22 protein-coding genes and 5 tRNA genes are annotated in these 26,265 nt (G+C 44.7%); 13 read left to right on the top strand and 14 right to left on the bottom strand.

Annotated elements, in window-relative coordinates; translation table 11 throughout:
* Positions 1-5: 5 nt before the first annotated feature.
* A tRNA-Leu gene (locus QZZ55_RS10760) sits at positions 6-90 on the bottom strand.
* A 194-nt stretch (positions 91-284) separates the two neighbouring features.
* Between QZZ55_RS10760 and queA the strand changes: the two genes are divergently transcribed.
* From queA to serB, 7 genes are all read left to right on the top strand, one after another.
* Complete coding sequence (gene queA, locus QZZ55_RS10755; RefSeq protein WP_293267323.1) at positions 285-1,331, top strand: tRNA preQ1(34) S-adenosylmethionine ribosyltransferase-isomerase QueA; 1,047 nt, start codon at positions 285-287, stop codon at positions 1,329-1,331.
* Positions 1,332-1,345: 14 nt separating this feature from the next.
* Positions 1,346-2,467, top strand: a complete 1,122-nt coding sequence (gene tgt / locus QZZ55_RS10750; RefSeq protein ID WP_293267328.1) for a tRNA guanosine(34) transglycosylase Tgt — start codon at positions 1,346-1,348, stop codon at positions 2,465-2,467.
* Between the two features lie 28 nt (positions 2,468-2,495).
* A complete protein-coding gene (gene yajC, locus QZZ55_RS10745) occupies positions 2,496-2,831 on the top strand; it encodes a preprotein translocase subunit YajC (protein ID WP_293267322.1) in 336 nt (111 codons plus the stop codon).
* Positions 2,832-2,899: 68 nt separating this feature from the next.
* Entirely contained in the window at positions 2,900-4,753 is a 1,854-nt protein-coding gene (secD, locus tag QZZ55_RS10740; RefSeq protein ID WP_293267321.1) for a protein translocase subunit SecD, read from the top strand.
* A gap of 11 nt (positions 4,754-4,764) precedes the next feature.
* Entirely contained in the window at positions 4,765-5,691 is a 927-nt protein-coding gene (gene secF, locus QZZ55_RS10735; RefSeq protein ID WP_293267320.1) for a protein translocase subunit SecF, read from the top strand.
* Between the two features lie 88 nt (positions 5,692-5,779).
* The gene (rnr, locus tag QZZ55_RS10730; RefSeq protein ID WP_293267319.1) at positions 5,780-8,329 is read left to right on the top strand and encodes a ribonuclease R; all 2,550 of its coding nucleotides are present in this window, start codon (positions 5,780-5,782) and stop codon (positions 8,327-8,329) included.
* A gap of 57 nt (positions 8,330-8,386) precedes the next feature.
* The gene (gene serB / locus QZZ55_RS10725; RefSeq protein WP_293267318.1) at positions 8,387-9,604 is read left to right on the top strand and encodes a phosphoserine phosphatase SerB; all 1,218 of its coding nucleotides are present in this window, start codon (positions 8,387-8,389) and stop codon (positions 9,602-9,604) included.
* A gap of 59 nt (positions 9,605-9,663) precedes the next feature.
* Here the strand turns inward: serB and QZZ55_RS10720 are convergent, their stop codons facing one another.
* The 11 genes from QZZ55_RS10720 to QZZ55_RS10670 all read right to left on the bottom strand — a co-directional run bounded on the left by QZZ55_RS10720 (position 9,664) and on the right by QZZ55_RS10670 (position 18,215).
* A complete protein-coding gene (locus QZZ55_RS10720; RefSeq protein ID WP_293267317.1) occupies positions 9,664-11,787 on the bottom strand; it encodes an EAL domain-containing protein in 2,124 nt (707 codons plus the stop codon).
* Positions 11,788-11,883: 96 nt separating this feature from the next.
* Positions 11,884-11,958 (bottom strand) — tRNA-Gln (locus tag QZZ55_RS10715).
* A gap of 38 nt (positions 11,959-11,996) precedes the next feature.
* A tRNA-Gln gene (locus QZZ55_RS10710) sits at positions 11,997-12,071 on the bottom strand.
* Positions 12,072-12,084: 13 nt separating this feature from the next.
* Positions 12,085-12,161, bottom strand: a tRNA-Met gene (locus QZZ55_RS10705).
* 147 nt (positions 12,162-12,308) lie between these two features.
* Complete coding sequence (gene ychF, locus QZZ55_RS10700) at positions 12,309-13,400, bottom strand: redox-regulated ATPase YchF (RefSeq protein WP_293267316.1); 1,092 nt, start codon at positions 13,398-13,400, stop codon at positions 12,309-12,311.
* Between the two features lie 17 nt (positions 13,401-13,417).
* Entirely contained in the window at positions 13,418-14,005 is a 588-nt protein-coding gene (pth, locus tag QZZ55_RS10695) for an aminoacyl-tRNA hydrolase (RefSeq protein WP_293267315.1), read from the bottom strand.
* A gap of 30 nt (positions 14,006-14,035) precedes the next feature.
* Positions 14,036-14,617, bottom strand: a complete 582-nt coding sequence (locus QZZ55_RS10690; RefSeq protein WP_293267314.1) for a 50S ribosomal protein L25/general stress protein Ctc — start codon at positions 14,615-14,617, stop codon at positions 14,036-14,038.
* 121 nt (positions 14,618-14,738) lie between these two features.
* The gene (locus tag QZZ55_RS10685; RefSeq protein ID WP_293267313.1) at positions 14,739-15,680 is read right to left on the bottom strand and encodes a ribose-phosphate pyrophosphokinase; all 942 of its coding nucleotides are present in this window, start codon (positions 15,678-15,680) and stop codon (positions 14,739-14,741) included.
* A 66-nt stretch (positions 15,681-15,746) separates the two neighbouring features.
* Positions 15,747-15,821 (bottom strand) — tRNA-Gln (locus QZZ55_RS10680).
* Between the two features lie 94 nt (positions 15,822-15,915).
* Positions 15,916-16,512: a lipoprotein insertase outer membrane protein LolB gene (lolB, locus tag QZZ55_RS10675; RefSeq protein ID WP_293267312.1), complete on the bottom strand. Its 597-nt coding sequence runs from the start codon at positions 16,510-16,512 to the stop codon at positions 15,916-15,918.
* The gene (locus tag QZZ55_RS10670; protein ID WP_293267311.1) at positions 16,509-18,215 is read right to left on the bottom strand and encodes a tetratricopeptide repeat protein; all 1,707 of its coding nucleotides are present in this window, start codon (positions 18,213-18,215) and stop codon (positions 16,509-16,511) included. Before QZZ55_RS10670 ends, lolB begins: the two co-directional genes overlap by 4 nt.
* 215 nt (positions 18,216-18,430) lie before the next feature.
* Here QZZ55_RS10670 and hemA point away from each other — a divergent pair, with 215 nt between their 5' ends.
* From hemA to QZZ55_RS10645, 5 genes are read left to right on the top strand one after another with little or no spacing between them, the layout of a single operon-like run.
* Positions 18,431-19,696 carry a glutamyl-tRNA reductase gene (gene hemA, locus QZZ55_RS10665; RefSeq protein WP_293267327.1) on the top strand — a complete coding sequence of 422 codons (1,266 nt, stop codon included), beginning with the start codon at positions 18,431-18,433 and terminating at the stop codon, positions 19,694-19,696.
* Between the two features lie 3 nt (positions 19,697-19,699).
* Positions 19,700-20,782 (top strand): peptide chain release factor 1, encoded by a 1,083-nt coding sequence (prfA, locus tag QZZ55_RS10660; RefSeq protein ID WP_293267310.1) that lies wholly within the window; start codon positions 19,700-19,702, stop codon positions 20,780-20,782.
* A gap of 11 nt (positions 20,783-20,793) precedes the next feature.
* Positions 20,794-21,639 carry a peptide chain release factor N(5)-glutamine methyltransferase gene (prmC, locus tag QZZ55_RS10655; protein WP_293267309.1) on the top strand — a complete coding sequence of 282 codons (846 nt, stop codon included), beginning with the start codon at positions 20,794-20,796 and terminating at the stop codon, positions 21,637-21,639.
* A 60-nt stretch (positions 21,640-21,699) separates the two neighbouring features.
* Positions 21,700-22,461, top strand: a complete 762-nt coding sequence (locus tag QZZ55_RS10650) for a molybdopterin-synthase adenylyltransferase MoeB (protein ID WP_293267308.1) — start codon at positions 21,700-21,702, stop codon at positions 22,459-22,461.
* Positions 22,458-22,880: a CoA-binding protein gene (locus QZZ55_RS10645; RefSeq protein ID WP_366512314.1), complete on the top strand. Its 423-nt coding sequence runs from the start codon at positions 22,458-22,460 to the stop codon at positions 22,878-22,880. Before QZZ55_RS10650 ends, QZZ55_RS10645 begins: the two co-directional genes overlap by 4 nt.
* Before the next feature lie 25 nt (positions 22,881-22,905).
* On the opposite strand, the gene QZZ55_RS10640 is transcribed toward QZZ55_RS10645, so the two are convergent.
* Together QZZ55_RS10640 and QZZ55_RS10635 are read right to left on the bottom strand one after the other, a co-directional pair.
* The gene (locus tag QZZ55_RS10640; protein ID WP_293267307.1) at positions 22,906-23,946 is read right to left on the bottom strand and encodes a type I asparaginase; all 1,041 of its coding nucleotides are present in this window, start codon (positions 23,944-23,946) and stop codon (positions 22,906-22,908) included.
* Positions 23,947-23,968: 22 nt separating this feature from the next.
* Positions 23,969-25,288 (bottom strand): lyase family protein, encoded by a 1,320-nt coding sequence (locus QZZ55_RS10635; protein WP_293267306.1) that lies wholly within the window; start codon positions 25,286-25,288, stop codon positions 23,969-23,971.
* Positions 25,289-25,448: 160 nt separating this feature from the next.
* On the opposite strand from QZZ55_RS10635, the gene QZZ55_RS10630 reads away from it, so the two are divergent.
* Positions 25,449-26,261, top strand: a complete 813-nt coding sequence (locus QZZ55_RS10630) for a helix-turn-helix transcriptional regulator (protein ID WP_293267305.1) — start codon at positions 25,449-25,451, stop codon at positions 26,259-26,261.
* The last annotated feature ends 4 nt before the right edge of the window (positions 26,262-26,265 follow it).

Genomic DNA, 26,265 nt, shown 5'->3' with positions numbered 1-26,265 from the left:
AGTAATGGTACCGGTGAGCGGACTTGAACCGCTACGCCTTTCGGCAACGGATTTTGAATCCGTCGTGTATACCAATTTCACCACACCGGCACATCTTTTACTTTAATTCCCAATAAGCAGATAGTTAAATAAGTAATTTATCTATCAATACGCCATACTGGCTTAAAGTGTGGGCGTATTATAGGCAGCTTTCGCTACACGTCAATCCTTATATTTAAACTATGATAAAAAAAATTATTTTGCTGTACAATCTCTCGCCTCTTTAATGTCCTTTTTGTAGTGATATGCTGGTAAAAGATTTTAGTTTTGAACTTCCCGAAGAACTTATCGCTAGTTACCCATTAGAACAACGTTCGGCGAGCCGTTTGCTGTGCCTAGAGGGTAACTCAGGTGAGTTAACACACCGTCAATTTTCGGATGTGCTCGAGCTATTAAGCCCTAGTGATTTAGTGGTTTTTAATAATACTCGGGTGATACCTGCTCGCTTGTTTGGTGAGAAAGAGTCTGGTGGCAAAGTTGAGGTGTTGGTGGAACGAGTATTGGATCAGCATCGAGTTTTAGCTCATGTTCGTTCTAGTCGTTCTCCTAAGTCGGGCACGGCCTTGCTGCTTGAAGGCGCAACGCATGCGATTATGGTTGCTCGTCATGAGAACCTATTTGAGCTGGAGTTTACAGGTGAAACGCCGGTAATTGACCTGCTCGAGAAGCATGGGCATATGCCGCTACCTCCTTACATGAAACGTGAAGATCAGTTGGAAGACCGTGAGCGGTATCAAACTGTTTATAACTCTCAGCCAGGTGCTGTAGCAGCACCTACTGCAGGTTTGCATTTTGATGAAGCGTTGCTCGCGAAATTGGATGAAAAAGGTATTCAAAAAGCGTTTGTTACCTTGCATGTAGGTGCAGGTACGTTTCAGCCAGTTAAAGTCGAGCGTATCGAAGATCACATTATGCATGCCGAGTATATTGAGGTTGATGAAGTGGTTTGTGAGGCGGTTAGAGCCACACGTGCCCGTGGTGGTCGAGTGGTAGCCGTTGGCACAACCAGTGTGCGTTCGCTTGAAAGCGCTAGCCAAAACGGTGAAATTCAGCCTTTCTTTGGTGATAGTTCCATTTTTATTACCCCAGGGTATGAATTCAAAAGTGTCGATGTGCTGATTACTAATTTTCATCTGTCTGAGTCAACATTGTTGATGCTAGTCAGTGCTTTTGCAGGGTATGAGCATACGATGCATGCATACGCAGAGGCAGTAAGTCAGAAATATCGATTTTTTAGTTACGGTGATGCTATGTGTATCAGCCGTAAAACAGATACAACGGAGGCTTTGTGAGCCGTAGCTGCTTTATGAAATTTGAAAAGATTGCGACACAGGGCAAAGCCCGTCGTGGTCGTTTAACCTTCCCTCGTGGCGTCGTGGAGACACCTGCATTTATGCCGGTGGGAACTTACGGCACTGTAAAGGGTATGTTGCCTAGAGACATCGAGGCTATCGGTGCGCACATGATTTTGGGAAACACTTTCCATTTGATGCTGCGTCCAGGGACCGAAATTATTCAGATGCACGGTGACTTGCATGACTTTATGCAATGGCAGGGGCCTATTCTGACTGACTCCGGCGGTTTTCAGGTATTTAGCCTTGGCAAGATGCGTAAAATCACAGAACAGGGCGTTACCTTTCAGTCGCCAGTGAATGGCTCAAAGGTATTTATTGACCCAGAGCGCTCGATGCAGGTTCAGCGTGAGCTTGGTTCAGATGTAGTGATGATTTTTGATGAGTGTACGCCTTACCCGGCGACAGAGATGGAAGCGGCTAAGTCGATGCGTTTGTCATTGCGCTGGGCAAAGCGTTCTAAAGATGCTCATGGAGACAGTCCGTCAGCACTGTTTGGTATTATTCAGGGTGGAATGTTTGAAAATTTGCGCGATGAATCTTTAGCGGGATTAACTGATATAGACTTCGATGGTTATGCTATTGGTGGGTTGTCTGTTGGTGAACCTAAAGACGAAATGGTTAAAGTACTGGATCATCTGGCGTATAAGATGCCAGAAGATAAACCTCGCTACCTTATGGGGGTTGGTAAGCCTGAAGATTTAGTGGAAGGCGTGCGTCGCGGTGTGGATATGTTTGACTGTGTTATGCCGACTCGTAATGCACGTAATGCTCACTTGTTTGTGTCTACGGGGGTTGTAAAACTGAGAAATGCCTCCAATAAAACAGATACGCGTCCGTTAGATGAAACCTGTGATTGTTATACGTGTCAGAACTTTAGTCGCGCCTATTTGCATCATTTGGATAAGTGCCACGAAATTTTGGGAGCACAGCTAAATACTATTCATAACCTGCGTTACTATCAGACATTGATGGCTGGTTTGCGTGAGGCCATTGAACAGGGTAAATTGGACGACTTTGTAACAGAGTTTTACAGCAATCGGGGTATGGAAGTGCCACCGTTAGCCGAAAATTAATTTTAATTTCATAACGTTAGGAGTAGCAATGAGCTTCTTTATTTCCCCAGCTTACGCTGAAGCAGCTGGTGCTGCCGGAGAAATGGATCCAGGTTTTTTCAACATTATTTTCTTGTTGGGCTTTGGTTTAATTTTCTATTTCTTCATGTGGCGTCCTCAGGCAAAACGTGCAAAAGAGCATAAAGCACTGATCAACGATCTATCTAAAGGTGATGAAGTGTTAACGGCTGGTGGTATTCTGGGTAAGGTTGTTAAGCTGAATGATGATTATGTGGTTCTAGAAGTAAGTGAAGGAACCGAGCTTACTTTCCAGAAAGTACATGTCTCAGCTGTATTGCCTAAAGGCACTTTGAAAAGTATCTAATACTTATGTTTGTTTGAAACGCCACTCTTCTTAGTGGCGTTTTCGTTTGTATACAAGGAACGGGCACCATGCTCAACCGATACCCTCTGTGGAAAAATCTACTTATTATCTTTGTATTGCTGATTGGCGCGCTTTACGCATCTCCCAATTTGTATCCTGAAGATTATGCTGTGCAGCTGTCAGGTCAACGTGACATTCATCAGGTAGATCAACCGCTGATGGATACAGTTATTTCTGCTTTAAAACGTGAAGGTTTGGCTTATAAAGAAGTCGAACTGACTAAGAAAAATGGACTGATTCGTTTTCCCGATGGTGAAACTCAGTTAAAAGCCAAGCAAGTTATTAGCGCGGTATTAGGTGATAACTATGTTGTTGCGCTTAATTTGGCTCCTACTACGCCGGAGTGGCTAGAGAATATTGGCGCAGGTCCAATGAAGTTAGGGCTTGATTTGCGTGGTGGTGTGCACTTTTTGTTAGAAGTGGATATGGCGACAGCCGTAGCTCAGCGTATTGATGTGTATGTCTCTGAAATTAAAGTGAAGCTGCGCCAAGATAAGCTGCGCTATCGCTCAGTGGTGCATCGTGAAGATGGCAGTTTAGAAGTAAAGTTTGCTGATGCTGCAACACGAGACAGTGCCCAAGCATTATTGCGAAAAGATTACACTGAGTTTCTTTTACAATCCGAAGATGCAGACAACGGTAGCTTTTTGGTTGTTACTCTGACTGAACAAACAACGCGTGCAATTGAAGATTATGCTATCAAACAAAACCTGACAACCTTGCGTAATCGCGTCAATGAATTAGGTGTTGCTGAACCTCTGGTTCAACGCCAAGGGCGTAACCGTATTGTTGTTCAGTTGCCCGGGGTGCAAGATGCTGCAGAAGCTAAGCGTATCATTGGTAAAACAGCCAACCTTGAGTTTAGGTTGGAAGCTAAACCGGATGTAAGTCGCGGCTTGACCGAGACGTATGAGTTCCGTAATGAGCCAGGGCGTAAAGGTGTGCTTGAAAAAGACATTATTATTACCGGCTCAAGTGTTTCTAATGCACAGTCTACTTTTGATGAAAATGGTCAGCCTCAAGTATCTATTACGTTAGATAGTAAAGGTGGGCAGTTAATGGGACGAACCACACGTAACGCAATTAAGCGCCGTATGGCCGTTCTGTTTGTAGAGCACAAGGCTCGTAAACTGATTGAAACCGTAGACGGGGAGCAGGTCGAAAGACGTATCCCTTACGTGGAGAAAAGAATCATCTCACTGGCGACGATTCAGTCGGTGTTGGGGTCTTCGTTCCGTATAACCGGTCTTGATGGTGCGGGCGAGTCGTCTGAGTTGGCGTTGCTGCTGCGTGCAGGTGCGCTTGCTGCTCCGGTTTATTTTGTTGAAGAGCGCACGGTAGGGCCAAGCTTGGGTGCTGAGAATATAGCGCAAGGTGTCACTTCGGTGCAGATTGGGTTTGCGCTTGTTTTGATCTTCATGCTAGTTATTTATCGTGTCTTTGGCTTGTTGGCTAATATTGCGCTGTGTATCAACTTAGTATTGTTAGTGGCGGTGATGTCATTGCTGTCGGCGACGCTAACCTTGCCTGGCATTGCTGGCATTGTCTTGACGGTGGGTATGGCGGTTGATGCCAATGTCCTGATTTTCGCGCGTATAAAGGAGGAGTTGAAAAATGGTCTTCCTCCGCAGTCCGCTATCAGTGCCGGTTTTGATCGAGCCTTTACGACAATATTTGATGCCAATATTACGACATTGATCGCTGCTGTAATTTTGTTCTCTATGGGAACAGGTCCTGTAAAAGGGTTCGCAATTACATTGTCTGTTGGTATTGTGACGTCGATGTTTACCGCTATTTTGGTAACACGTGCGTTAGTAAATTTAACCTATGGCAACCGTCAGCTTAAATCGCTGTCGATCTGAGGTACATGAAGATGTCAGGACATATTAAAGTTTACAACTTCATGGGTTTACGGAAGTTGGCAACTATCTTCTCATTGTTGCTATTGCTGGTATCCATTGGCTCATTAGCAACGCGGGGACTAAATTTAGGGCTAGACTTTACGGGTGGTAGCTTAGTTGAATTAGGTTATGAGAAAGAAGCTAATTTAAACAATATACGCAGCCAGTTAGAGGATGCGGGTTTTGATGGCGCCGTTGTGCAAACTTTTGGAGCGCCTACCGATATTCTTATTCGTTTAGGATCAGATCATGATCCTAAGTTAGGCGATAAAGTATTGGCTGCTTTGCAGCAAGGTGACAACCAAAAAATTGAGCTGCGCCGAAATGAGTTTGTTGGCGCTCAGGTGGGTGAAGAGTTGCGTGAACAGGGCGGGTTGGGCATGCTCCTCGCTCTCTTTATGATCATGGTTTATGTTGCCGTTCGTTTTCAATTCAAATTCTCTGTAGGGGCCGTTGTTGCTCTTATTCACGATGTGTTGATTGTTGTTGGCTTCTTTTCACTCTTTCAAGTGGAGTTTGACTTAACCGTGTTGGCTGCTGTATTGGCGGTTATCGGTTATTCGTTGAACGATACGATTGTAGTCGCGGACAGGATTCGTGAGAATTTCCGTAAACTGCGTAAAGAAACATCGATGGAAATCATGAATGTTTCGTTGAGCCAGACTTTAAGCAGAACCTTGATTACCTCTGTCACTACGTTATTGGTATTGATAGCGTTGGCTTCGTTTGGAGGTGAGATGATTCATGGTTTTGCCATTGCGCTGTTAGTGGGTGTTACGGTGGGTACATATTCTTCTATTTATGTAGCAGCAAATGCTTTGATTATGATGGGCATTTGTAAAGAAGATTTGATACCACCACCTAAAGACGACCAGGAAGCGGTAGACGAGCTTCCTTAAATTAGAGAAACACAGGCCGGCATATTGCCGGCCTGTTTGTTTATGCCTCATACTATTAAAAAATAGTTAATCTATTGGATGGAAAGTCATGAGTAAAGAGTGGACCCAGAACGATCCAGAAGCTCAGCGTGAGTCTGAGAAGTATCAGAACCCGGTACCTAGCCGTGAGTATATTCTTGATTTTCTGCATAGCTGGGGAGCACCGATTAGTCATGGCAGGCTGTGTGCTGAATTAAAAGTATCTGGTGAAGATCCTATCGAAGCAGTTTCTCGACGCCTTAAAGCGATGTGTCGAGATGGTCAGCTAATGAGCAACCGTAAAAATGAATTTGGTCTGATTAAAAAAATGGACCTGCTGCCGGGTAGGGTTATCGGTCACCGTGATGGTTTTGGCTTTGTTAAGCCTGATGAGGGTGGTAACGACTTATTTATAAGCCCGCGTCAAATGCGACAAGTTTTTGATGGCGACCGAGTCGTGGTACAAGAGATTGGTGTTGACCAAAAAGGTCGGCGCGAAGGTAAAATCGTAGAAGTATTAGAGCACTGTACGCATAAACTTGTAGGACGCTTTAAAGGTGCTGCGGGTTTTGGGCACATACATCCTGAGAACCAGCGTATTACGCAGCAGGTTATGGTGATTGCAGACCCTGAAGGTGGTCTCGTTTATGAAGATGATCAGTTGGTAGTCGTTGAGATTACTCAGCAGCCAGGTAAGCGGAATATGCCTCAAGGGCGTGTTATCGAAGTGCTGGGTGATCATATGGCGGCGGGTATGGAAATTCAGGTCGCTATTCATAACTACGATATCCCAAATGAGTGGCCAGATGCCATTCACCAAGAGATTGGTGATTTAACACCTGAAGTTGAAGAGTCTGCAAAACAGAACCGTGTTGATTTGCGCCACCTCCCATTTGTTACGATAGATGGTGAAGATGCAAGAGACTTTGATGACGCCGTTTATGCAGAAGAAAAAGCCAGCGGTGGCTGGCGTTTATGGGTCGCTATCGCTGATGTTTCTTGGTACGTGCGCTCTGGTACAGCACTTGATCAGGAAGCACACAAGCGTGGTAATTCGGTATATTTCCCCGAGTTTGTTGTTCCCATGCTGCCAGAGCTATTATCGAATGGTTTGTGCTCATTAAACCCAAATGCAGATCGTTTGGCGATGGTCTGTGAAATGACTATTAGTGCTGCCGGTGTTTTATCGGGTTACCGGTTTTATGAATCAATTATCAATTCACAGGCAAGGCTAACCTACACAAAAGTCGGGGCTATGTTGATGGATCCCGCCTCTGATGACGGCGCTGCTCTTCGAAGTGAGTACTCAAATGTGGTGCCGCATCTTGAGCATTTGTATGCTCTGTATTTTGCACTAAGGTCTTCGCGCGGGAAGAGGGGGGCTATCGATTTTGAAACAACCGAAAGTCGTATGATTTTTGGTGAGGATCGCAAAATTGAACAAATTGTTCCTGTTGTGCGTAATGATGCGCATAAGCTGATTGAAGAGTGTATGTTGTGCGCCAATGTCGCTACAGCGCGCTTTTTAAGTAGCACTGATATGCCTACGCTATACCGTGTTCATGAAGGGCCTAAAGTAGGGCGCCTAGAGAGTCTTAGATCTTATTTGGGTGAACTTGGGCTAGAGCTGGGCGGTGGTGATGAGCCGGATCCAAAAGATTATCAACAATTGGCAGGTTGGATAGAAGAACGCCCTGACCGACATGTAATACAAACAATGATGTTACGCTCAATGGCGCAGGCCGTGTATACGCCTGAAAACAATGGTCACTTTGGCTTGGCTTACCCGGCGTATACGCATTTCACGTCGCCTATTAGACGCTATCCTGACCTTTTGGTGCATCGTGCAATTCGTGCCATGATCCATTCTGACTCTCAGGCACGTACTATTCGTCGCCCTGATGACTTTGTTCCAAATCCTGCCTTTAGATATGCTTATACCACTGAGCAAGTTGTGCAGCTTGGCGAGCATTGCTCGATGTCGGAAAGACGTGCTGATGATGCTACGCGTGACGTGGTTGCATGGCTCAAGTGTGAGTATATGCAAGACCAGGTGGGTCATGAGTATGACGGTGTTGTTTCAGCCGTCACAGGTTTTGGTTTGTTTATAGAGTTAGAATCGGTCTACATTGAAGGCTTGGTACATATTACTGGTTTGCCAAGCGATTATTATCACTTTGATTCGGCAAAGCAGCGCTTAGTGGGTGAACGTACCCGTAAAGTCTTTAAGCTGGGTGATCGTTTGAGAGTTCAGGTTGCGCGAGTCGATCTAGATGACCGGAAAATTGATTTTGAGTTAGTGAAATCATTAGAGAGCGGTCAGGTAGTAAAAGCTAAAGTCAGCCAGCGTCAACTATTAGCAGAAGGAAAGATAGGGGCAGCCGGTGAGCGTGCTAAACCTAAGCAGGCTAATGGCAGAAGTAAGCCAAAAGCAAAAGGTAATAAATCGAAGCCGGGGCATCAAGGGTCTGCACATAAGAAGGCGCACATGTCTGCGGCTGAGAGAGAGCTAGCTGCTGTATCTAAAGGTGGTGAAGGCAAAAGTAAAAAAGCTCAAAAACGTCGCTCTAAAAAGCCTAAGAATGCTTCTGCGGCGAAGCCATCTAAAGGTAGTAAGTAATTCATGGCGAACTGCTGTTGTATAATACGTCTATTGTTTAGTTAGATTGGAAGTTTGATGAAAGAGATTATTTTACTTACGATATCTGGTGAAGATAAGCCGGGTGTGACCTCGACTATAACGTCTATTTTGGCTGGATTTCAGGTCAATATTCTAGACATAGGGCAAGCGGTTATTCACAACACTTTGTCTTTAGGTATTCTGATTGAGGTGCCGCAAGTATCGGAATCGTCTCCTATTTTGCGTGATTTGTTATTTAAAACACATGAAATGGACATGAAGGTTCGCTTTCAGCCGATAGGCGAAGAAGAGTATGAGCAGTGGGTTACCGGTCAGGGGAAGTCGCGTCATATTATTACCTTGCTAGCACGTAAAATTACAGCGGCTCAGATTGCCACTGTAACGGAGGTTGCCTCTCAGCATGGTCTTAATATTGATAAAATCACTCGCTTGTCTGGTCGATTGTCACTGGGGAATGAGTCTCAGGAAAAAGCTAAAGCTTGTGTTGAGTTCTCCGTACGTGGTGCATCTAGTGATTTATCGTTACTGCAAGAAGAGTTTCTTCGTACGGCTAGTGATCTAGATGTTGATATAGCCTTTCAAGAAGATAATATTTTTCGGCGTAACCGTCGATTGGTTGTATTTGATATGGATTCTACGCTTATTGAGGCGGAAGTCATTGATGAGCTAGCAAAAGAAGCCGGTGTAGGTGATCAAGTCATTGAGATTACTGAAGCGGCTATGCGTGGTGAGCTCGACTTTAACGAAAGCTTTCGCCGTCGTGTAGCGCTACTGAAAGGGTTGGATGCCAGTGTGCTTGAGTCTGTAGCGCAACGTCTACCGATGACAGAAGGTGCAGAGGAGCTCGTTTCAAGTCTAAAAGCGTTGGGCTTTAAAACAGCGATACTGTCAGGTGGCTTTACGTACTTTGCTGAAAAGCTGCAGCAGCAACTAGGCTTTGATTATGTTTATGCCAACCAGTTAGATATTAAAGGTGGTGTGGTTACCGGTGACGTTGTGGGTGAGATTGTAAATGGTAATCGTAAGGCTGAGTTGCTGAGGGAAATAGCTCAGCGTGAAGGTGTGCGTTTAGAGCAGACGATAGCGGTTGGCGATGGGGCTAATGACTTGCCTATGCTATCAATTGCAGGGCTAGGGATTGCGTTTAGAGCTAAACCATTAGTTCGACAAAGCGCAAAACAAGCTATTTCTACGCTCGGCCTTGATGGTATTTTGTATCTAATTGGCTTTAGAGATCGTGATTCGCTTCAATAAGTATTGCTTGCTCAATCGATAGGAAAGAATGCCAGCGTTGGAAAGCGCTGGCATTTTTTTTAGCCTTCGAAGAAATCATAGTCCATTTTTTCTCTAGGTGGTTGTAGGTAGTAACCTTGTATCAGGCCAACCCCCGACTTCCATAAACGGCTCATGATTTTTGGGTCTTCTACCAAGGGTGCTATAGTGATTTTTCCTTGAGATTTCAGTGCCTCTATCATTTCCTCAAAAGAGGCATCTATTGAAGATGCGGATGCTAGTTCCTGTACGAACGAGCCGTCAATTTTGACATAGTCAGGACTGATTTGCCGTAGTACTTGGTTGGCATTGCTTGAGCAGCCAAAGTGCTTAATGCAAATCAAGCAGTGTAGTTTCTTGAGTCCGTCGGCAAATGCTTGAGCGCCGACTAAATGGCTGGAGCACTCGCTCTCGCTTATTTGGAATACGAGTAGGTCTGCAGGTATTCTGAACTCTCTAAGCTTCTCAGATAGCCATATAAGGATATCTGGGTCACCCCAGGTGCGTTTGGTTACACTAATGAAAAGCCGGTGCCTATTGCCGCTGTTGAGCTCTTCTCGTAGGTGTCTGATGCATTCTTGAATCACCCAGCGATCCATCGTGGTACTAAGTTCCGCTATATCCACCGTTTCTAAAAATAGAGAGGGGGATATCTCGTTGTTGTTTTTATCAAGTAGCCTCAGCAGTGCTTCATAATGGCTTAGTTGACTTGCGTAAGACAGTGGCACGATAGGTTGGTAAAGTAATTTAAATTGTTGTTCTTCAATTGCCTTTTTCAAAGCATCCATGGCTTTGCTTGCATCTTGTTCGGTTGGGCTTACTTCAGGAAGGTAGAACATCACACCGCTGTCGGTATTAGAGCTTATGCTGTCTGCCGCTGATTTTGCGCGCTCAATTAGTAACGGCGTATTAGGTGATGAGTCGGTAATAGTGGTAATACCTATCGAACATGTAAAGCCTAGCTCGGTGTTGTGGAGGCTTGATTTGTGTTTTGAAATAGCGGTGCAGAGTTTCTCAGCTGCAGCGGCTGCTTTATCAGGGCTAGGGTCATGGAATATAACGCAAAAACCTGCGTCAGATAACCTGCCTTTAATATGTACAGGGTTGATTTGAGTTTTTAGAAGATCGGCTAGGTCCCTAGCAATGTGGTCGCAGCAATCACTCCCAAAATCAGCACGTATACTCGAATAGTTATTGATATTGATGTAAAACAGCTGGCAGTCATGTCCGCCAGGTAAGGCTGCTTGAATTATCTCATCAAGGCGTCTCTGGAAAAATTCTGCGTTGTAAAGGCCGGTTATAGGATCGTGCTCGCTAAAAGATTTTTTACTACTCTGGGTGCTTTCGGCTCGAACAATAACTTGGACGCAAGGTTTACCGTTTAGTCGTGTTTCTTGTAGTTCAATATGGGCGTTAAAATTAGAGTCATCAGCACGACGGCCTGTGAGTTGAAAAATAAGCTCTTTTAAGTTTTCTTCGGCAAAGTAGCGAACTTGCTCGTGTAGCTCATTGCTGTCCTGAGGGACGACGAACATGTCGATTAATTTCCCTTCTAACTTTGTGGGATTATCATAGCCAAAGAGTAGGGCAAAGGCATTATTGGCTAGAAGTAAGCGCTCAGCATCAAAATAGCCAATAGCGAGTGTTGAACGCTCCATGAGCATGCGTCCCCGCTTTTCAGCTTCGTTAAGCTGGGCTTCGGCTTGGCGCATGCGTCGACGGTTTTCTAAGTGTTCTAGTTCTCGGCGAATGGTGATCAGTAGCAGCTCTTTTTCTTCAAGCGGTACTACTGCTTGCATATTGGCTTTTAAGCCTTGCAGAGATAACTGGCTGTCAGCATGGGGGACTAATTGAATGACAGGGATGTCTTTATCAAAACGCTTCAGATGGTTCATTGCATGCTTAATGCCGAAGTCTTCACGCTCGGAGGTGCAGATGATTAAGTCCCAGGCTCGTTCGCTTAATGCTTCAAGGAATTCGTCTTCAGTGTTGAGCTGTCTGCCTCGGGGTGCAAGTCTAGCGCCGCGAAGTAGAGATATAATGGGGTCTGTTTCTTCAGGCCGGAGTCCAAGGAATAGTAGCTGGACATTCTTGCGCAGTCTTTGCCGGCGTTGATCAGATAAACGTTGTAGTAGTGCATCCGACGTGGTGACCGCTTCTCTCATTCCTAACTTCCTTTAATTCAACATCCAAGTACAGCAAAAGATTAAGAATTAAAGTTTAGCTGTTTTATTAGGAACTGTCAGGAAAAAAAGAGAAAATGGCAGGGGTAGAAGGATTTGAACCTACGCATGCTGGAATCAGAATCCAGTGCCTTACCGCTTGGCGATACCCCTGTAGTAAAGAGCATGAATCAGGCGATTCAAGAGAGAAATGGTAGGGGTAGCAGGATTTGAACCTGCGCATGACGGGATCAAAACCCGTTGCCTTACCGCTTGGCTATACCCCTATTTCTCTTCGAATGGTGGCGATGGCGGGATTTGAACCTGCGACCCACGCATTATGAATGCGTTGCTCTAACCAACTGAGCTACATCGCCGTAGTCATTCGAGGCGCGCATTATTCTATTTTTTTAAAAACCTGTCAACACGTAAAATGTAAAAAAGTGGAAATAGTTTAAATAGTGTTGATTTATATGAAAAAGCCGACTCAATAGTCGGCTTTATTAAACAATGATGCTGTTACTTTAAACGTTGAAGCGGTAATGAATGACGTCGCCGTCTTTCAATACATACTCTTTTCCTTCCAGTCGCCATTTTCCGGCATCCTTCGCGCCTTGCTCACCGTTAAACTCGATGAAATGCTCGTAGCTAATCACTTCGGCTCGGATAAAACCTTTTTCAAAGTCGGTGTGGATAACGCCGGCGCCTTGTGGAGCCGTAGCGCCAATAGGAATGGTCCATGCGCGTACTTCTTTAACGCCCGCTGTGAAGTAAGTCTGTAGGCCTAGTAGCTCGTAGCCTGCGCGTATTAATCGGTCAAGACCTGCTTCATCCATACCTAGGTCTTGCAGAAACTCATTCTTTTCATCGTCATCAAGTTCTGCAATCTCAGCTTCTAACTTATTACAAATAGCAACAACTTGCGCGCCTTCGGCGGTGGCAAACTCAGTGACTTTGTCTAAATGAGGGTTATCTTCAAAGCCATCTTCATCTACGTTAGCTATATACATCATGGGTTTGATGCTGAGTAGATGGAATGTACTAATGACTTTGAGTTCTTCTGGTGTGAAGGTTAATGCGCGTGCGGACAGGCCTTCTTCTAAGTGGGGCTTAAGGCGTTCAAGCAACTCTTTTGCTTTGATGGCTTCTTTGTCGCCACCCTTAGCTTGTTTTTGGACTTTAAATAGCTGTTTTTCGACCGAGTCTAGATCAGCTAGTGCTAGTTCCATATTGATGATTTCAATATCAGCAATCGGGTCAATTTTATTAGCAACATGAATAACATTGTCATTATCAAAACAACGAACAACGTGTGCAATGGCGTCGGTTTCACGAATGTTTGCAAGAAACTTATTACCGAGACCTTCGCCTTTAGACGCTCCAGCAACAAGCCCGGCAATATCTACAAACTCCATGGTTGTTGGCAAAATACGCTCTGGGTTGACTATTTTTGCAAGGTTATCTAGTCGTGTATCTGGCATAGGGACAACGCCAGAATTAGGCTCGATAGTGCAAAATGGAAAGTTAGCAGCATCAATGCCTGCTTTTGTAAGAGCGTTGAATAGTGTTGATTTACCTACGTTAGGCAGGCCAACGATTCCGCATTTAAAACCCATAATGTAATTACCTTTCGTTAGCCTTTAAAGCTGTGGAGTTTGTTCATGGCTTTCGCCCAATCGCCGCAAGTGGCATCAGGGAGATAGTGGATTGCTTCTTCGATTGCTGTTTGTGTACTATTGCGATCGCTGATTGGTGCTTTGTTTAATACAAAGTCAGCCACTGCGTTTGCGTGGCCGGGGTGTCCGATGCCAAGGCGTAGCCTGTAAAAATTTTTATTGTTCCCCATCTTGCTAATGATATCTCTTAAACCGTTGTGTCCACCGTGTCCGCCGCCTTTTTTAAAGCGTGCAATACCGGGAGGTAAGTCGAGTTCGTCGTGAGCAACAAGAATGTTTTCTGGAGGAATTTTGTAAAAATTGGCAAGCGCTGAAACAGACTGCCCACTAAGGTTCATGTAGGTGGTCGGTATCAGTAAATGTATTGTCTGATTATTCAGAGTGGTTTTCCCATACAAGCCGTAATACTTCTTTTCGGCTTGTAGGGAAGTGAGTTGTCGGGCAGCAAGCTGCTCGACAAACTCGGCACCGGCATTATGACGGGTTTTAGCGTATTGACTGCCTGGGTTACCCAAGCCAACAATGAGCTGAATCGTATCTTTCATGCCAGGGCTAACGTCCTAAGGCTAAATATATTATTTAGCACCGCGTGGAGAGTAGATGTAACCGATCCCTTGGTTGTGGTCTCCACCACGACGCAATGCAGCAATCTCAACACCTTCTGGTACTGTGATATCTGACAGGTGAAGAGTCTGACCAATTTCAACATTTTCTAGATCAATAGTCAGTGCTTCTGGTAGGTTGTCAGGTAGGCACAAAATCTCTACAACGTTGCTTTCAGCAGCAAATTTTGCAGCGGCTTTAGACGCAGCAGATTTTTCAAAATTAGCAAAATGAAGAGGAACGGTGATTTTGATTTTTTGAGTGCTAACAACACGAAGAAAATCAGCATGCATAATCAGTAACTTGGCAGGGTGACGCTGCAAGTCTTTAATGATTACTTTTTCATCTTTCCCATCAATTTTCAAAGTTAGGATAGAAGAGAAAAAAGTCTCATCAGATAATAACTTGACCAAGTCTTTGTTGACCATTGAGATAGAGGCTGGTGTTTCGCTGCCGTATACAACGCCTGGTACCAGGCCTTCGTGACGCAGGCGGCGGCTCGCACCTTTCCCCTGATCTTCACGAGATACAGCTTCAACTACAAAATTAGACATTTTTTTACCTATAAGTAAACTACCTTTAGCGCCTCGCGACCAGGGCTCTAAAGTGATTTAAAATAGCCCTTTTCAGGACTTCATATACCCGGTAGCGGGTTTCTGGCAGGCTTTGTTCCGGCTAGCGGAACATAGCGCTGATAGATTCTTCGTTGCAAACACGACGTACTGCTTCAGCCAGTAAGGGCGCTAAAGTTAGCTGTCTAATTTTGCTGCACTGTTGTGCATCTTTTGATAGAGGAATGGTGTCAGTAACGACCAATTCATCTAGCATAGAGTTCGTAATGTTGTTGATTGCAGGGCCTGATAAAACCGCATGAGTTGCGTATGCAATAACACGAGCCGCGCCGTTTTCTTTGAGCGCCTGTGCGGCTTTACATAAAGTGCCTGCTGTGTCACACATATCATCTACTAAAACGCAGGTGCGGTTCTCTACATCACCGATGATGTTCATCACCTGAGATTCGTTAGCGCGTTCACGGCGTTTGTCGATAATAGCTAGGTCGCAATCCAACTGCTTGGCAACAGCACGGGCACGTACTACACCACCAACGTCTGGAGAAACAACCATTGGGTTTTCGTACTGCTGGTCAATAATGTCGTCCAGTAATACTGGAGAGCCATAAACGTTGTCTACAGGAACAGAGAAGAATCCCTGAATCTGGTCTGCATGAAGGTCTACTGTGAGTACACGGTCTACACCTATCGTTGTCATCATGTCAGCAACAACTTTAGCTGTGATAGCAACACGAGCTGAACGCGGACGACGATCCTGTCTAGCGTAACCAAAGTAAGGTACTACAGCTGTAATTCTTGCTGCTGATGCGCGACGCAGTGCATCAGCCAAGACAATCAATTCCATGAGGTTGTCGTTGGTCGGTGCGCAAGTGGATTGAATAATAAAAACATCTCTACCGCGGACGTTTTCCTGGATTTCGACACTGACTTCACCATCGCTAAAACGAGCAACGTGAGCTTTACCCATTGGTATATCGAGGCGATCGACTACTTTGAGCGCTAGCTCAGGGTTTGCATTGCCAGTGAAAACCATCATTTCTGACATGATGTGCACCTTTTCGGACTGTTCTTCATTGGAATTCATGTTGAGTGGGAACTCACCATAGATTATTGGCTGGGGTAGCAGGATTTGAACCTGCGCATGACGGGATCAAAACCCGCTGCCTTACCGCTTGGCTATACCCCAGTATCATCTCTGGAGGTCATTCCCCTCAAAAAGAGGGCGCTATTCTCTTAAAAACAGCCAGAATGGTCAAGTAAAAACGAAAATTGTGCTCTTTTTAATCAATAATTCGCCAGTTCCGTAGAATCAATGTCAGCTTTAGCGCTTCGCGGGTCATTGTTAGCTTTCTTGGTAGGCTTGTTTTGTTGGCTTCAACATAACTATGGTATTCAATTTCCCAGCCCTGTTGCGTGAGACTCGCTAGGCGGTTATTTGTAAGAGATAGGTCATAAGTGCTATTGGGTGAAGGGATGCCTTTGATCCAATACTGTGCATCATTAACAGGGATTTTCCAGCCAAGGCGCAGGCTAAGCAATTCTTCTGGAGTGCCAGCGGCCATTGGTTGTTCACCGGCAATTTCTAGGGTTGAAGAATGCGGGTCGCCGCTTATGGTGGCTCCACCTTGGCCGAGGGGGCCAGATAAGCTAATGCGGTACGCCTGCTTATTTTGAGTCCAAGAGAGAGTGGCGGATTGCGAATCATCTGGTGTACGAATGCCTATTTTCCCTGCTGCAGCCCAATGAGACATCTTGGATATAATCATTTCATGCTCTTCCCAACTGATGGTCGTTGGTGCTGGTGCAGTGGCGGTAGGGATAAGGCTGCAGCCTGTCATTACTAGAGATAGCAGCAGCAATAAAAAAAACTTTTTCATGGTTGTCCGTTCAGTGTTTTCTTAGCGTTGAGAGTATGAGGATTATCTGGGAATTTGTTGAATAATTCGGCAAACAGTTTTTGGGCTTGTTGTTTATTATCCGTGGCCACTAATACTGCGATTAGGTGGCTACCTACCTCGGGGTCTGGATAGGCTTTGTAGGCTTGGTTCAAAAAAGAGAGTGCTTCTTCATAGCGGTTCAATTTGAATAGTACCCAGCCGATAGAGTCCATGATAGCGGGGTCTTTTGGCTTTATGTTGATGGCTTTATTTAGAAGGAGGTAGGCCTCCTGATAACGCTCTGTGTACAGTGATAATGTGTAGCCTAGCGCGTTGAGAGCCATTGCGTTATCTGGGTCTTTATTAATAATAAACTTAAAATCAGCTTCAGACTGTGTGAACTCTTCTGGCGGGCGCAACATTGCACGCGAATAGCGTAAAGGAATATGGTCTGGATAAGCGGATACCCCTTTATCTAGATGGCTGATGGCTTTTTTCTCAAAACCAAAGCTTCTTAGCCAGTCTGCATGCAGAACGAGTAGATTGGGTGCTAGGTTTGCATGGGTTGCTGTGGCATTGGATATTATCGATGTGATGCGGGGTTCATGTGTTTTGTTGGCTAGCAGCGCAAGAGTCCGAGTATACGCTTGCAATATGTTATTACCACTATCTACTTGTAAGTAGTGCTGGATTGCTTGTTCTGGATTGTTTTTTTGTTCTTCAATTAGCCCTAAATAAAACTGCAGTGATGTGTCTCGCGTGCGTGAGTACAGTGGCTGCAAAATAGATTTGCTATCGTTTAACCTATTAAAATCCAATGCTAATAATGCGAGATACAGGTGTAGTTGATTGTCAGTGTCAAAGCTTGTGATGAGTCGAGAGCTTTCTTTGACGGCAGCTTCATGCTTGTTGCTTTTATAAAGTGTTTGTACTTTAAGAATGGATAGTTGTTTGTTGTCAGGGTCTTTTTTTAGCAAAGCCGAGGTTATGCGAAGAGCTTCAGAGAGTTTTCCGGTGTCCTTTAAAAGGTTAACCTTTTGGATGGACGCAGTTCTATTTTCAGGGTTTAGTTTGATTGCTTTGCTGAAGCTGATCAACGCCTCATCATTTAACGATAGGTGGCGCTCGAATAATCCTTTTGTTAGCCATAACTCTGAGTGTTTGCTCGAGTGTGTTATTTGTTTGCTGATAACGTTTAAATATGACTTTGCTTCTGCGGGTGTCATTTTTGCAGAGTGACTGTTGAGTAACCCCAATATCTGATGGCTGTTAGTAGACAGTGCAGTTTCGATGAAAGGCAATGCTTTCGAGAATTCTTTCTGTTGGATGAGTAAGCCAACCAGCAAGGTCTGCGGTTCTTTGCTGTCCGGTTCGTATTTAACCCAAATTCTAGCCGCTGCTTCAAGTGATACTTTATCTTTAGTGAATTGGGCGATACGAGCAGCCCGTCTGATAATGCTGGGGTCGCCTGTTAATTCAGCTTGTTTTAAATATTTTTCAAGAGATATATCGTATTGTTGATGGTGGCCAGCAAATTCAGCGATAAGAAGATCATACAAAGACTCTCCATTAAGCTCCCCAGGTTCATATGCACTTTCCCAAGCATGAGTTGGCTGTGCTGGTTCGTTGGCGTTCTGTATGGAGCTACACCCAGTCAGTATTCCTGTACTGATAACCAACAAAAAGAGTATTTTTTTTAGCACAATATATAATCGATCCAAGGTTGATGTACTACTGACTAATGCCACTATAGTAGAGTTTGATATGCCTTGTCATCGCCAAAGCATACCTTGATTAGTGTAAAACTGTGTAAATTGGTTCCATAAAGTGCACTTTCATCCCTAGGTAATTTCATGTTTTAGGCTAATTCGGTGTATCATTGCGCGCTTATTGGTTGTCTGGTGTAGTTAATCGATCTATGTCTCTTCTTGCTTTGGGCATTAATCACAAAACGGCGTCTGTCTCCGTCAGAGAACGAGTGGCATTCAGTCCTGATAAATTGGCGGATGCTTTGCGGCAGGCCCATGGCTTTGCGCAGCTTAAAGAAATTGCCATTCTTTCTACGTGTAATCGAACTGAGTTGTATTGTTCGACTGAGTTGCCGGGTACGCGCTCTGTATTGGAATGGCTGGGTGAGTACCATGGGCTTGAGCTGAGCGAACTTGAAGCTTGCGCATATACCTATTGGGATGAGTCTGCAGCCAAGCATATGATGCGGGTTGCCAGTGGTTTAGATTCTTTGGTGTTAGGTGAGCCGCAAATCTTGGGACAGCTTAAGTCCGCCTATTCTTTATCACAGGATCATGGGCTTGTTGGCGCCGAACTAGGGCGTTTATTCCAGCAAACTTTTTCTGTGGCAAAAAAGGTACGTACCGATACAGCTATTGGTGAAAATCCGGTATCTGTTGCGTATGCTGCAGTGAATCTTGCACAGCATATTTTTTCTGACCTTAAAGATAGTCGAGCACTGTTGATTGGCGCTGGAGAAACAATCGAGCTGGTCGCCCAGCATTTGGTGAACGCAGGTGTTAGTGATATCACCGTTGCTAACCGTACAGTTAGCCGTGCATTAAGCGTTGCAGAGGCTTTTAATGGTAAGGCAGTGATGCTTGGGGATATCCCTGAAGTATTAGCCGATGCTGACATTATTATTTCATCTACTGCTAGCCAGTTACCCATTTTAGGTAAAGGGGCAGTAGAGAACGCATTAAAAAAACGCAAGCATCGGCCAATTTTTATGGTTGATATAGCTGTCCCACGAGATATTGAGCCCCAAGTCGCAGACTTAGACGATGTGTACTTGTATACCGTTGATGATTTACGTGAAGTAATTGAAGAAAATCAACGAAGCCGTGAAAGCGCAGCAAAAGAGGCTGAAGCAATTATTGATGTTGGCGCGCATGAGTTTATGCGCCAATTACGCTCGCTAGATGCTGTTGATACTGTTACCCAGCTACGCGGACGCTATGAATCTTTACGTGATCAAGAAGTAGGAATTGCCTTAAAGCAATTGAAGAAAGGTACTGATCCCGAAGAAGTGCTTGCTCAGATGGCACGCCGTTTGACTAATAAAGTGCTTCATCACCCAACAATTCAGCTTAGAAAAGCGAGTGCTGAAGGCCAGTCTGAGATTGTGACTGCTGCCCAGACGCTTTTCCAATTGTCTGATACGGACGAAAATTAATACATGAAAGAGTCTATTCAAACCAAGCTGGAGAAGCTGGCAGATCGATTTGAAGAGTTATCTGCATTACTAAGTGATGCAGGTGTTATTTCTGATCAGAACAAGTTTCGGGATTTTTCTAAAGAGTATGCAGAGCTAGAGCCGGTAGTACAGGCTTACAGTGCATACCAGCAAGCGCAGAATGATGTATCAGAAGCGCAGTTGATGATGGAAGACAGCGACCCAGAAATGCGTGAGATGGCCAAAGAAGAATGGTCAGATGCTCAGGCGCGTATTGTGACGCTAGAAGATGAGTTACAGATTCACTTATTACCTAAAGACCCTCACGACGGCAGCAACGTTTTCTTGGAAGTGCGTGCAGGAACAGGGGGGGATGAGGCCGCTATCTTTTCAGGCAACCTTTTTAGAATGTACTCAAAATTTGCTGAAGCACAGGGCTGGCGTATTGAAGTCATTAGTGCAAATGAAGGCGAGCACGGTGGCTATAAAGAACTTATTGCCCGTATTGTAGGGCAAGATGTGTTTTCGCGAATGAAATTTGAATCAGGTGCGCATCGTGTGCAGAGAGTACCTGAAACGGAGTCGCAAGGGCGTATACATACATCGGCTTGTACGGTTGCGGTTATGCCTGAATTAGATGATGTTGCTCAAGTAGAGATAAATAAAGCAGATCTACGAGTTGATACTTATCGCGCTTCTGGTGCGGGTGGGCAGCATGTAAACAAAACAGATTCGGCTATCCGCCTTACGCATATTCCTACGGGTGTTGTGGTTGAGTGCCAGGAAGAGCGTTCTCAACATAAGAATCGCGCGAAAGCGATGGCCTTATTGGCATCTCGTTTGCAATCCGCAGAGAAAGAGAAACATGCGGCTGAGCAAGCGACAACTCGTAAGAGCCTAGTGGGCAGCGGAGACCGTTCTGAACGTATTCGTACTTATAATTATCCACAAGGCAGGATTACTGATCATCGTATTAACCTGACTCTTTATAAGCTTGATGAAATCATGGAAGGCAAGCTTGAAGAGGTTATTAATCCGCTAATGCATGAATATCAAGCCGAGTTGTTAGGAGCACTATCTGAGTAGTAGGGGCGACCATGCAAATTGCTGAGGCGATATTATACTCGAAACAGTTAGAAGAGGTCAGTGACTCGTCTCGGTTGGATGCTGAACTGCTGTTATGTCATGTGTTGGGTAAGCCCACGAGCTACTTGATGACCTGGCCTGAAAAGCAGCTTTTGATGAGTGAGCAACAGCAGTTCTTTGCACTGATGGCGCGACGCTCTAAAGGTGAGCCTATTGCCTATATTTTGGGTACTCAGGCTTTTTGGACATTAGATATTGAAGTCTCAACTGACACTCTCATTCCCCGTGCCGATACAGAAGTATTGGTGGAAACAGCTTTATCCCTCTTTGTTAATACTCCGTTTTCTAATAGATCGCTGAGAGTAGCTGATCTAGGCACAGGCACAGGTGCTATTGCTTTAGCTTTAGCCAGTGAAAGACCTGCATGGGAAATATGGGGGTGTGATCGTATTGATGCGGCGGTTACGCTGGCGCAACGAAACCAAAAAAGGTTAGGTTTGGCTCAGGTAAGTTTTGTTCAGGGCAGTTGGCTTGAACCTCTCTCTGGGCTTTTTGACATGATAGTGAGCAACCCTCCGTATATAGATCCAATGGATGAGCATCTTGATCAAGGTGATGTTCGTTTTGAGCCACGCAGTGCGTTAGTGGCTGATGATGAAGGTCTATCGGACATTCGACATATTATTAGTGCTGCAGCAGAGTATCTTATGGTTAATGGGTGGCTATTGTTTGAGCACGGATATCAGCAAGGGGCTGCTGTGAGGCAGTTGTTTTCTGAGCAAGGCTATGAACAGGTAAGCACTTGTCAGGATTATGCAGGCAACGATCGTGTCACCTTAGGCTGTTGGATAAAATAAGTTATGGTCATAATGCATTTGATGGCTATTAGATAAACTAAGGTGCTGGAGAAAAGAAGCATGCTAAGTGATGAACAGTTGCTACGCTATAGTCGCCAAATTATGTTGCCTGATGTGGATATTGATGGTCAGGAGCGCTGGTTAGCTTCCAAGGTACTCATTATAGGCTTGGGTGGATTGGGTAGCCCTGTGGCGCTTTATTTGGCGGCTGCCGGCATCGGTGAGTTGGTGTTGGTAGATGATGATCAGGTTGATCTTTCGAATCTGCAGCGTCAAGTTGTTCATACTACGGCTCGCATCGGAATGAATAAAGTAGACTCGGCCGCACAGATGTTGCGAGAAATTAATCCAGATATTAATGTTGTGACGCGAGCAGAGCGCTTAGATTCTGATGGATTAAAAGCATTAGTGGCCCATGTTGATTTGGTGCTGGATTGTACAGATAATTTTTCAACACGCTTTGCTGCGAACCAGGCTTGTGTTGAGCATAAAAAACCACTGGTTTCAGGTGCTGCTATTCGTATGGAAGGCCAAATTGCGGTTTATCAGCCGGGTGTTGAAGGAAGTCCCTGTTATCAGTGTTTGTATACAGAAGGCGATAATGAAACGCTTACTTGCTCTGAATCTGGCGTACTTTCTCCATTGGTAGGTATTATTGGTTCTATGCAGGCCTTAGAGGCTCTTAAGGTGTTGGCTAATATCGGCACAACGTTGACAGGACGGTTGTTACTGTTGGATGCAAAGCATATGGAATGGCGTTCGCTTAAACTGAAGCAAGATCCTGCTTGTCCAGTATGCAACAATAAGGAGGTTAAGGCGTGAGTGAGATAGAAAAGGTAAAGCGTATTCTTGAAAAAAGTCGGGTTGTTGCACTTGTTGGTGCTAGCCCAAAGCCTGAGCGTGCCAGTTATCGGGTTATGGCTTTCCTACTTAATCAAGGCTATCAGGTTATCCCTGTTAATCCATTGAAAACGGGGCAGAAGTTGCATGGCCAAACAATTGTAGCGTCATTGCATGATATTACTGAGACTGTTGATTTAGTGGATATATTCCGCAACTCAGAAGCGGCTGCTAGCGCAGTTGATGATGCGATTAGCATTGGTGCTAAATCGGTATGGATGCAACTTGGCGTGATTAATCAGCCTGCTGCTGACCGAGCTGAAGCAGCAGGGCTTGATGTGATTATGGATCGTTGCCCTGCTATTGAAATTCCGCGCTTGGGTATATCAAAAGTTTCATAAAGCTTTTGTGGTTTCATCGTTTCTATTACAGCGTTACCTCTCCGCAAAGAGAAGACGACATCAATGTTTTGATGTGCTCGGTACTTTTTTCGGTAGCTAATAAAAAAAGTAGCTTTGTATAAGCCGCTTCAACTGTCATGTCAGCACCTGGAATTACGCCTAATTGATTGAGGCGGGCTCCAGTGGCATAAGATCCTTGTATCACTTTGCCGGAGTGGCACAGAGTTAAGTTGACGATTATAACCCCGCGATTATTTGCTTTCTCTAGTAGGGACATCATGCAGTGATTATTATCTGGAGGGTTTCCTGCCCCGTAACTCAGCATAACAACCCCTTTTATATCTGGATTATCTAATACTGCTACTAATTGAGCGTCGCTAATGCCAGGGTAGAGGTGGAGTTGTGCAACGTGGTGCGTGCAACAATCGGGTGTTTTGAATTGAGGTGTGCTTTTTTGTGATTCTTGAATCTGCTGAGTATTCTCTAAAGTGGTAGGGCAGAGTTCAGCTTGAATGCCCGATTGGCCTAAAACATTAAAATTTGGAGATGAAAAAGCGCGCAACGAAGAAGTGTGAATCTTTTTAGCACGGTTTCCCCTTAATAGCTGGTCGTCGAAGCAGATGCAGACTTCTTTGTTATCAGGCTCTCGTGCGAACTCAATCGCATTTAATAAGTTGTTCGTGGCATCGGTTCTTGGTTGAGCCAAAGGAATTTGAGAGCCAGTTAGTATTACTGGTTTGCTTAGGCCTATAAGCATAAAAGAGAGCGCCGAGGCTGTGTAGGCCATGGTGTCAGTGCCGTGAAGAATGACGAAACCATCATATTTTTCGTAATGAAGTTCGATAAGCTTAGCCAGAGTAGCCCAATCAGCAGGGACAATATTTGAGCTATCAATGAGTTTGTCGAGCTCAATAATATCGAAAGGCTGGAGAGCTGAAATGGATACTTTATTGAGTCGCTGCTCTAAAAGCTCATTGAATCCCCCTTGAGGTACGTAGCCAGATTCGGAAGGCCACATTCCAATGGTACCGCCAGTATAGATAATTAGAACACGGGACTTATTCATTTGACGGCCTCATTAAATGTAATTATATAGCCGTTTTCATGGGGCTAGTATTTGCGGCTGCCGAGCTTAGATGATTTAGAGGATGAGTTCCATAGCTGAGAGTTGGCATGAGTGCTGCGAGTAGACGATTATCAGGAATGTTGAGCTGAATGGGAGGGTTATTGGAAGTTATGCCACGGATACAGCGGTGGTCCAACATGTATATAGCAGAGCTCAGCATTTTCATGGAGTTAAGAATGTTGTAGATAATGACAGGCTCCATTGCGTTGAGTTGTTGGGAGCCTGCTTCTGCGGCCATGCAAACAGTGACATCATGCCCAATGACTTGAAAAGCAGTTTGGCTAACGGCCTCGGGAATGACGGGGCTGGATACACCTGGTACGAGTGATGAGCCTGCTTGTGCGACCGGAAGGTTGATCTCATTAAAGTTTGTTAGTGGGTCGTTAGATAGTATGCATATTTCACTACAAATCTTGGAAAGCTTTATTGCTAATTTTCTTTGGATAGCAGAGATCTTTACAAATACTTCCATACTGGATTCGTTATCAGTCGAGCCTTTTTCTGGTGTGATGGGTAGAGATGAAATGCGTGTAAGGTGTTTTATTGCTGATTGCGAATAATCAGGATGAGTATTATTCGCATGGTCGTGCGATGTGCTATCAAGGTTAACTGCACAAAGCTGGGTACAGGCGCTTTGTATATTCACTATCTCTTTTTCAAGAGATAGCGTGAAGTCCTTAAACTCACTTCCTAACATTTTTATTACAGTATCTTGTAAGTGTGCACTTCTTATTAGAGGCGTTTGAGCAAACTCTTCAGACTTCGTTTTGAGGCTTTTTTTAATGGAAGAGAGTGCGTGTGTCAGCGTTTGTGTGCTCAATACTATAGATAAACGTGTAGCTGTTGCATAAGCATCATTGGCTGACTGAGATTTGTTGACATCATTGTTAGGGTGTAAGTATTGGTATTCACCTTTTTCGTGTCCCATAACAGAAAGGGCGAGGTTAGCAATGACTTCATTGGCGTTCATATTAGTGGATGTGCCGGCTCCGCCCTGAATTAAATCAACAACGAATTGGTTATGTAGCTCCCCTTCACGAATACGCATGCATGCTTGACGAATTGCATTGGCTTTTTTGCTGCTGAGTAGCCCTAGTTCATGATTCGCTTCAGCGGATGCTTCCTTCACCATGGTTAACGTATTGATGAGGTCTTGGAAGTGGTGAATAGGTACGCCAGACGTGTTGAAGTTTCGCAGTGCGCGTAAAGTCTGGATGCCGTACCAAGCATTATTGGGAAGCGTTTCATCACCTAATGAATCATGTTCTGTTCTGTTGTGCATTGGGTGATTAGCTCTTTATAAAATAGATGAAATACCATTCAACCATACTTAAGTAGTGTCTATCTATTGGGCATTGATGCAGTATCTGATGCAGGGTGCTGCTTGTAATGCATCATTCAGCGCCACTATAATAAAAGTATCTAAATTAAGGGCTGTGTATATGTACCAGGATTTGTCCAGCAATCTTAAATTACTCTGCAGTTATTATGACTCGATTGCTGATGTGTGCCGACGCCTGAATCTTAATCGTACACAGTTTAATCGGTACTTAAGCGGCCGTTATAAGCCCTCACCAAAGACTATGCGAAAACTCTGTGATTTTTTTGGTGTAGAGGAGTATGAGCTATTGCTTCCTGTCGCTCAGTTTGAACGCCTTATTCAAGTCCGTCCGAAAGTGGTTACTTCTTCAGGTCTACCGAGAGTCGAAGATGGTCATCTTCAGGCATTGAGTCATGCAAGTTCGGCTCAAATGGAGAAGTACGTGGGATACTATTTCGAATACTACATGTCGATGGCATGCCCGGGTAAGATACTTCGGAACTTGATATGTATTGAAAAACGAGACGATGCGTATTATTACCAGCGCACTGAACGGTTAAAGGAAAGCCCGTCTGAAGCCGCATTTCACAGTAAATATCTCGGTATGGCGCTATTTCTGACTGACCGTATTTTCATGATAGATTATGAAGCGCTGGCGACAAATGAAATAACAGAAACCGTGCTGACCCCGAGCTATAAAAACCGCATTAGTCGTTTAAATGGTTTAAGAATTGGAGTGCCTGCAAACGGGGTGAGAAAACCGAGCTGCGCCCGTGTGGTTATGGAGTATTTAGGGTTGCAAGTCGACATTCGAAAAGCACTAGGGCTCTGTGGTCTATATGAGTTGAGTGATGATGCAATTGATGAATCTGTTAAAGTGTCGGTACGTAATCAGATGGATGAGTCTGATTGGCATTTTACTGCACGTGCATAATGCT

Source organism: Neptunomonas sp. (assembly GCF_016744175.1).
In the GTDB taxonomy this organism is placed as follows: Bacteria; Pseudomonadota; Gammaproteobacteria; order Pseudomonadales; family Balneatricaceae; genus Neptunomonas.
Note: the sequence above shows the minus strand (reverse complement) of the source record. Positions and strands in the feature narration are given on the sequence as shown.

Bases quoted from the DNA above. Each gene is read 5' to 3' on its own strand.
- queA (WP_293267323.1), top strand. From the start codon at position 285: ATGCTGGTAAAAGATTTTAGTTTTGAACTTCCCGAAGAACTTATCGCT.
- tgt (WP_293267328.1), top strand. From the start codon at position 1,346: ATGAAATTTGAAAAGATTGCGACACAGGGCAAAGCCCGTCGTGGTCGT.
- yajC (WP_293267322.1), top strand. From the start codon at position 2,496: ATGAGCTTCTTTATTTCCCCAGCTTACGCTGAAGCAGCTGGTGCTGCC.
- secD (WP_293267321.1), top strand. From the start codon at position 2,900: ATGCTCAACCGATACCCTCTGTGGAAAAATCTACTTATTATCTTTGTA.
- secF (WP_293267320.1), top strand. From the start codon at position 4,765: ATGTCAGGACATATTAAAGTTTACAACTTCATGGGTTTACGGAAGTTG.
- rnr (WP_293267319.1), top strand. From the start codon at position 5,780: ATGAGTAAAGAGTGGACCCAGAACGATCCAGAAGCTCAGCGTGAGTCT.
- serB (WP_293267318.1), top strand. From the start codon at position 8,387: ATGAAAGAGATTATTTTACTTACGATATCTGGTGAAGATAAGCCGGGT.
- QZZ55_RS10720 (WP_293267317.1), bottom strand. From the start codon at position 11,787: ATGAGAGAAGCGGTCACCACGTCGGATGCACTACTACAACGTTTATCT.
- ychF (WP_293267316.1), bottom strand. From the start codon at position 13,400: ATGGGTTTTAAATGCGGAATCGTTGGCCTGCCTAACGTAGGTAAATCA.
- pth (WP_293267315.1), bottom strand. From the start codon at position 14,005: ATGAAAGATACGATTCAGCTCATTGTTGGCTTGGGTAACCCAGGCAGT.
- QZZ55_RS10690 (WP_293267314.1), bottom strand. From the start codon at position 14,617: ATGTCTAATTTTGTAGTTGAAGCTGTATCTCGTGAAGATCAGGGGAAA.
- QZZ55_RS10685 (WP_293267313.1), bottom strand. From the start codon at position 15,680: ATGTCAGAAATGATGGTTTTCACTGGCAATGCAAACCCTGAGCTAGCG.
- lolB (WP_293267312.1), bottom strand. From the start codon at position 16,512: ATGAAAAAGTTTTTTTTATTGCTGCTGCTATCTCTAGTAATGACAGGC.
- hemA (WP_293267327.1), top strand. From the start codon at position 18,431: ATGTCTCTTCTTGCTTTGGGCATTAATCACAAAACGGCGTCTGTCTCC.
- prfA (WP_293267310.1), top strand. From the start codon at position 19,700: ATGAAAGAGTCTATTCAAACCAAGCTGGAGAAGCTGGCAGATCGATTT.
- prmC (WP_293267309.1), top strand. From the start codon at position 20,794: ATGCAAATTGCTGAGGCGATATTATACTCGAAACAGTTAGAAGAGGTC.
- QZZ55_RS10650 (WP_293267308.1), top strand. From the start codon at position 21,700: ATGCTAAGTGATGAACAGTTGCTACGCTATAGTCGCCAAATTATGTTG.
- QZZ55_RS10640 (WP_293267307.1), bottom strand. From the start codon at position 23,946: ATGAATAAGTCCCGTGTTCTAATTATCTATACTGGCGGTACCATTGGA.
- QZZ55_RS10635 (WP_293267306.1), bottom strand. From the start codon at position 25,288: ATGCACAACAGAACAGAACATGATTCATTAGGTGATGAAACGCTTCCC.
- QZZ55_RS10630 (WP_293267305.1), top strand. From the start codon at position 25,449: ATGTACCAGGATTTGTCCAGCAATCTTAAATTACTCTGCAGTTATTAT.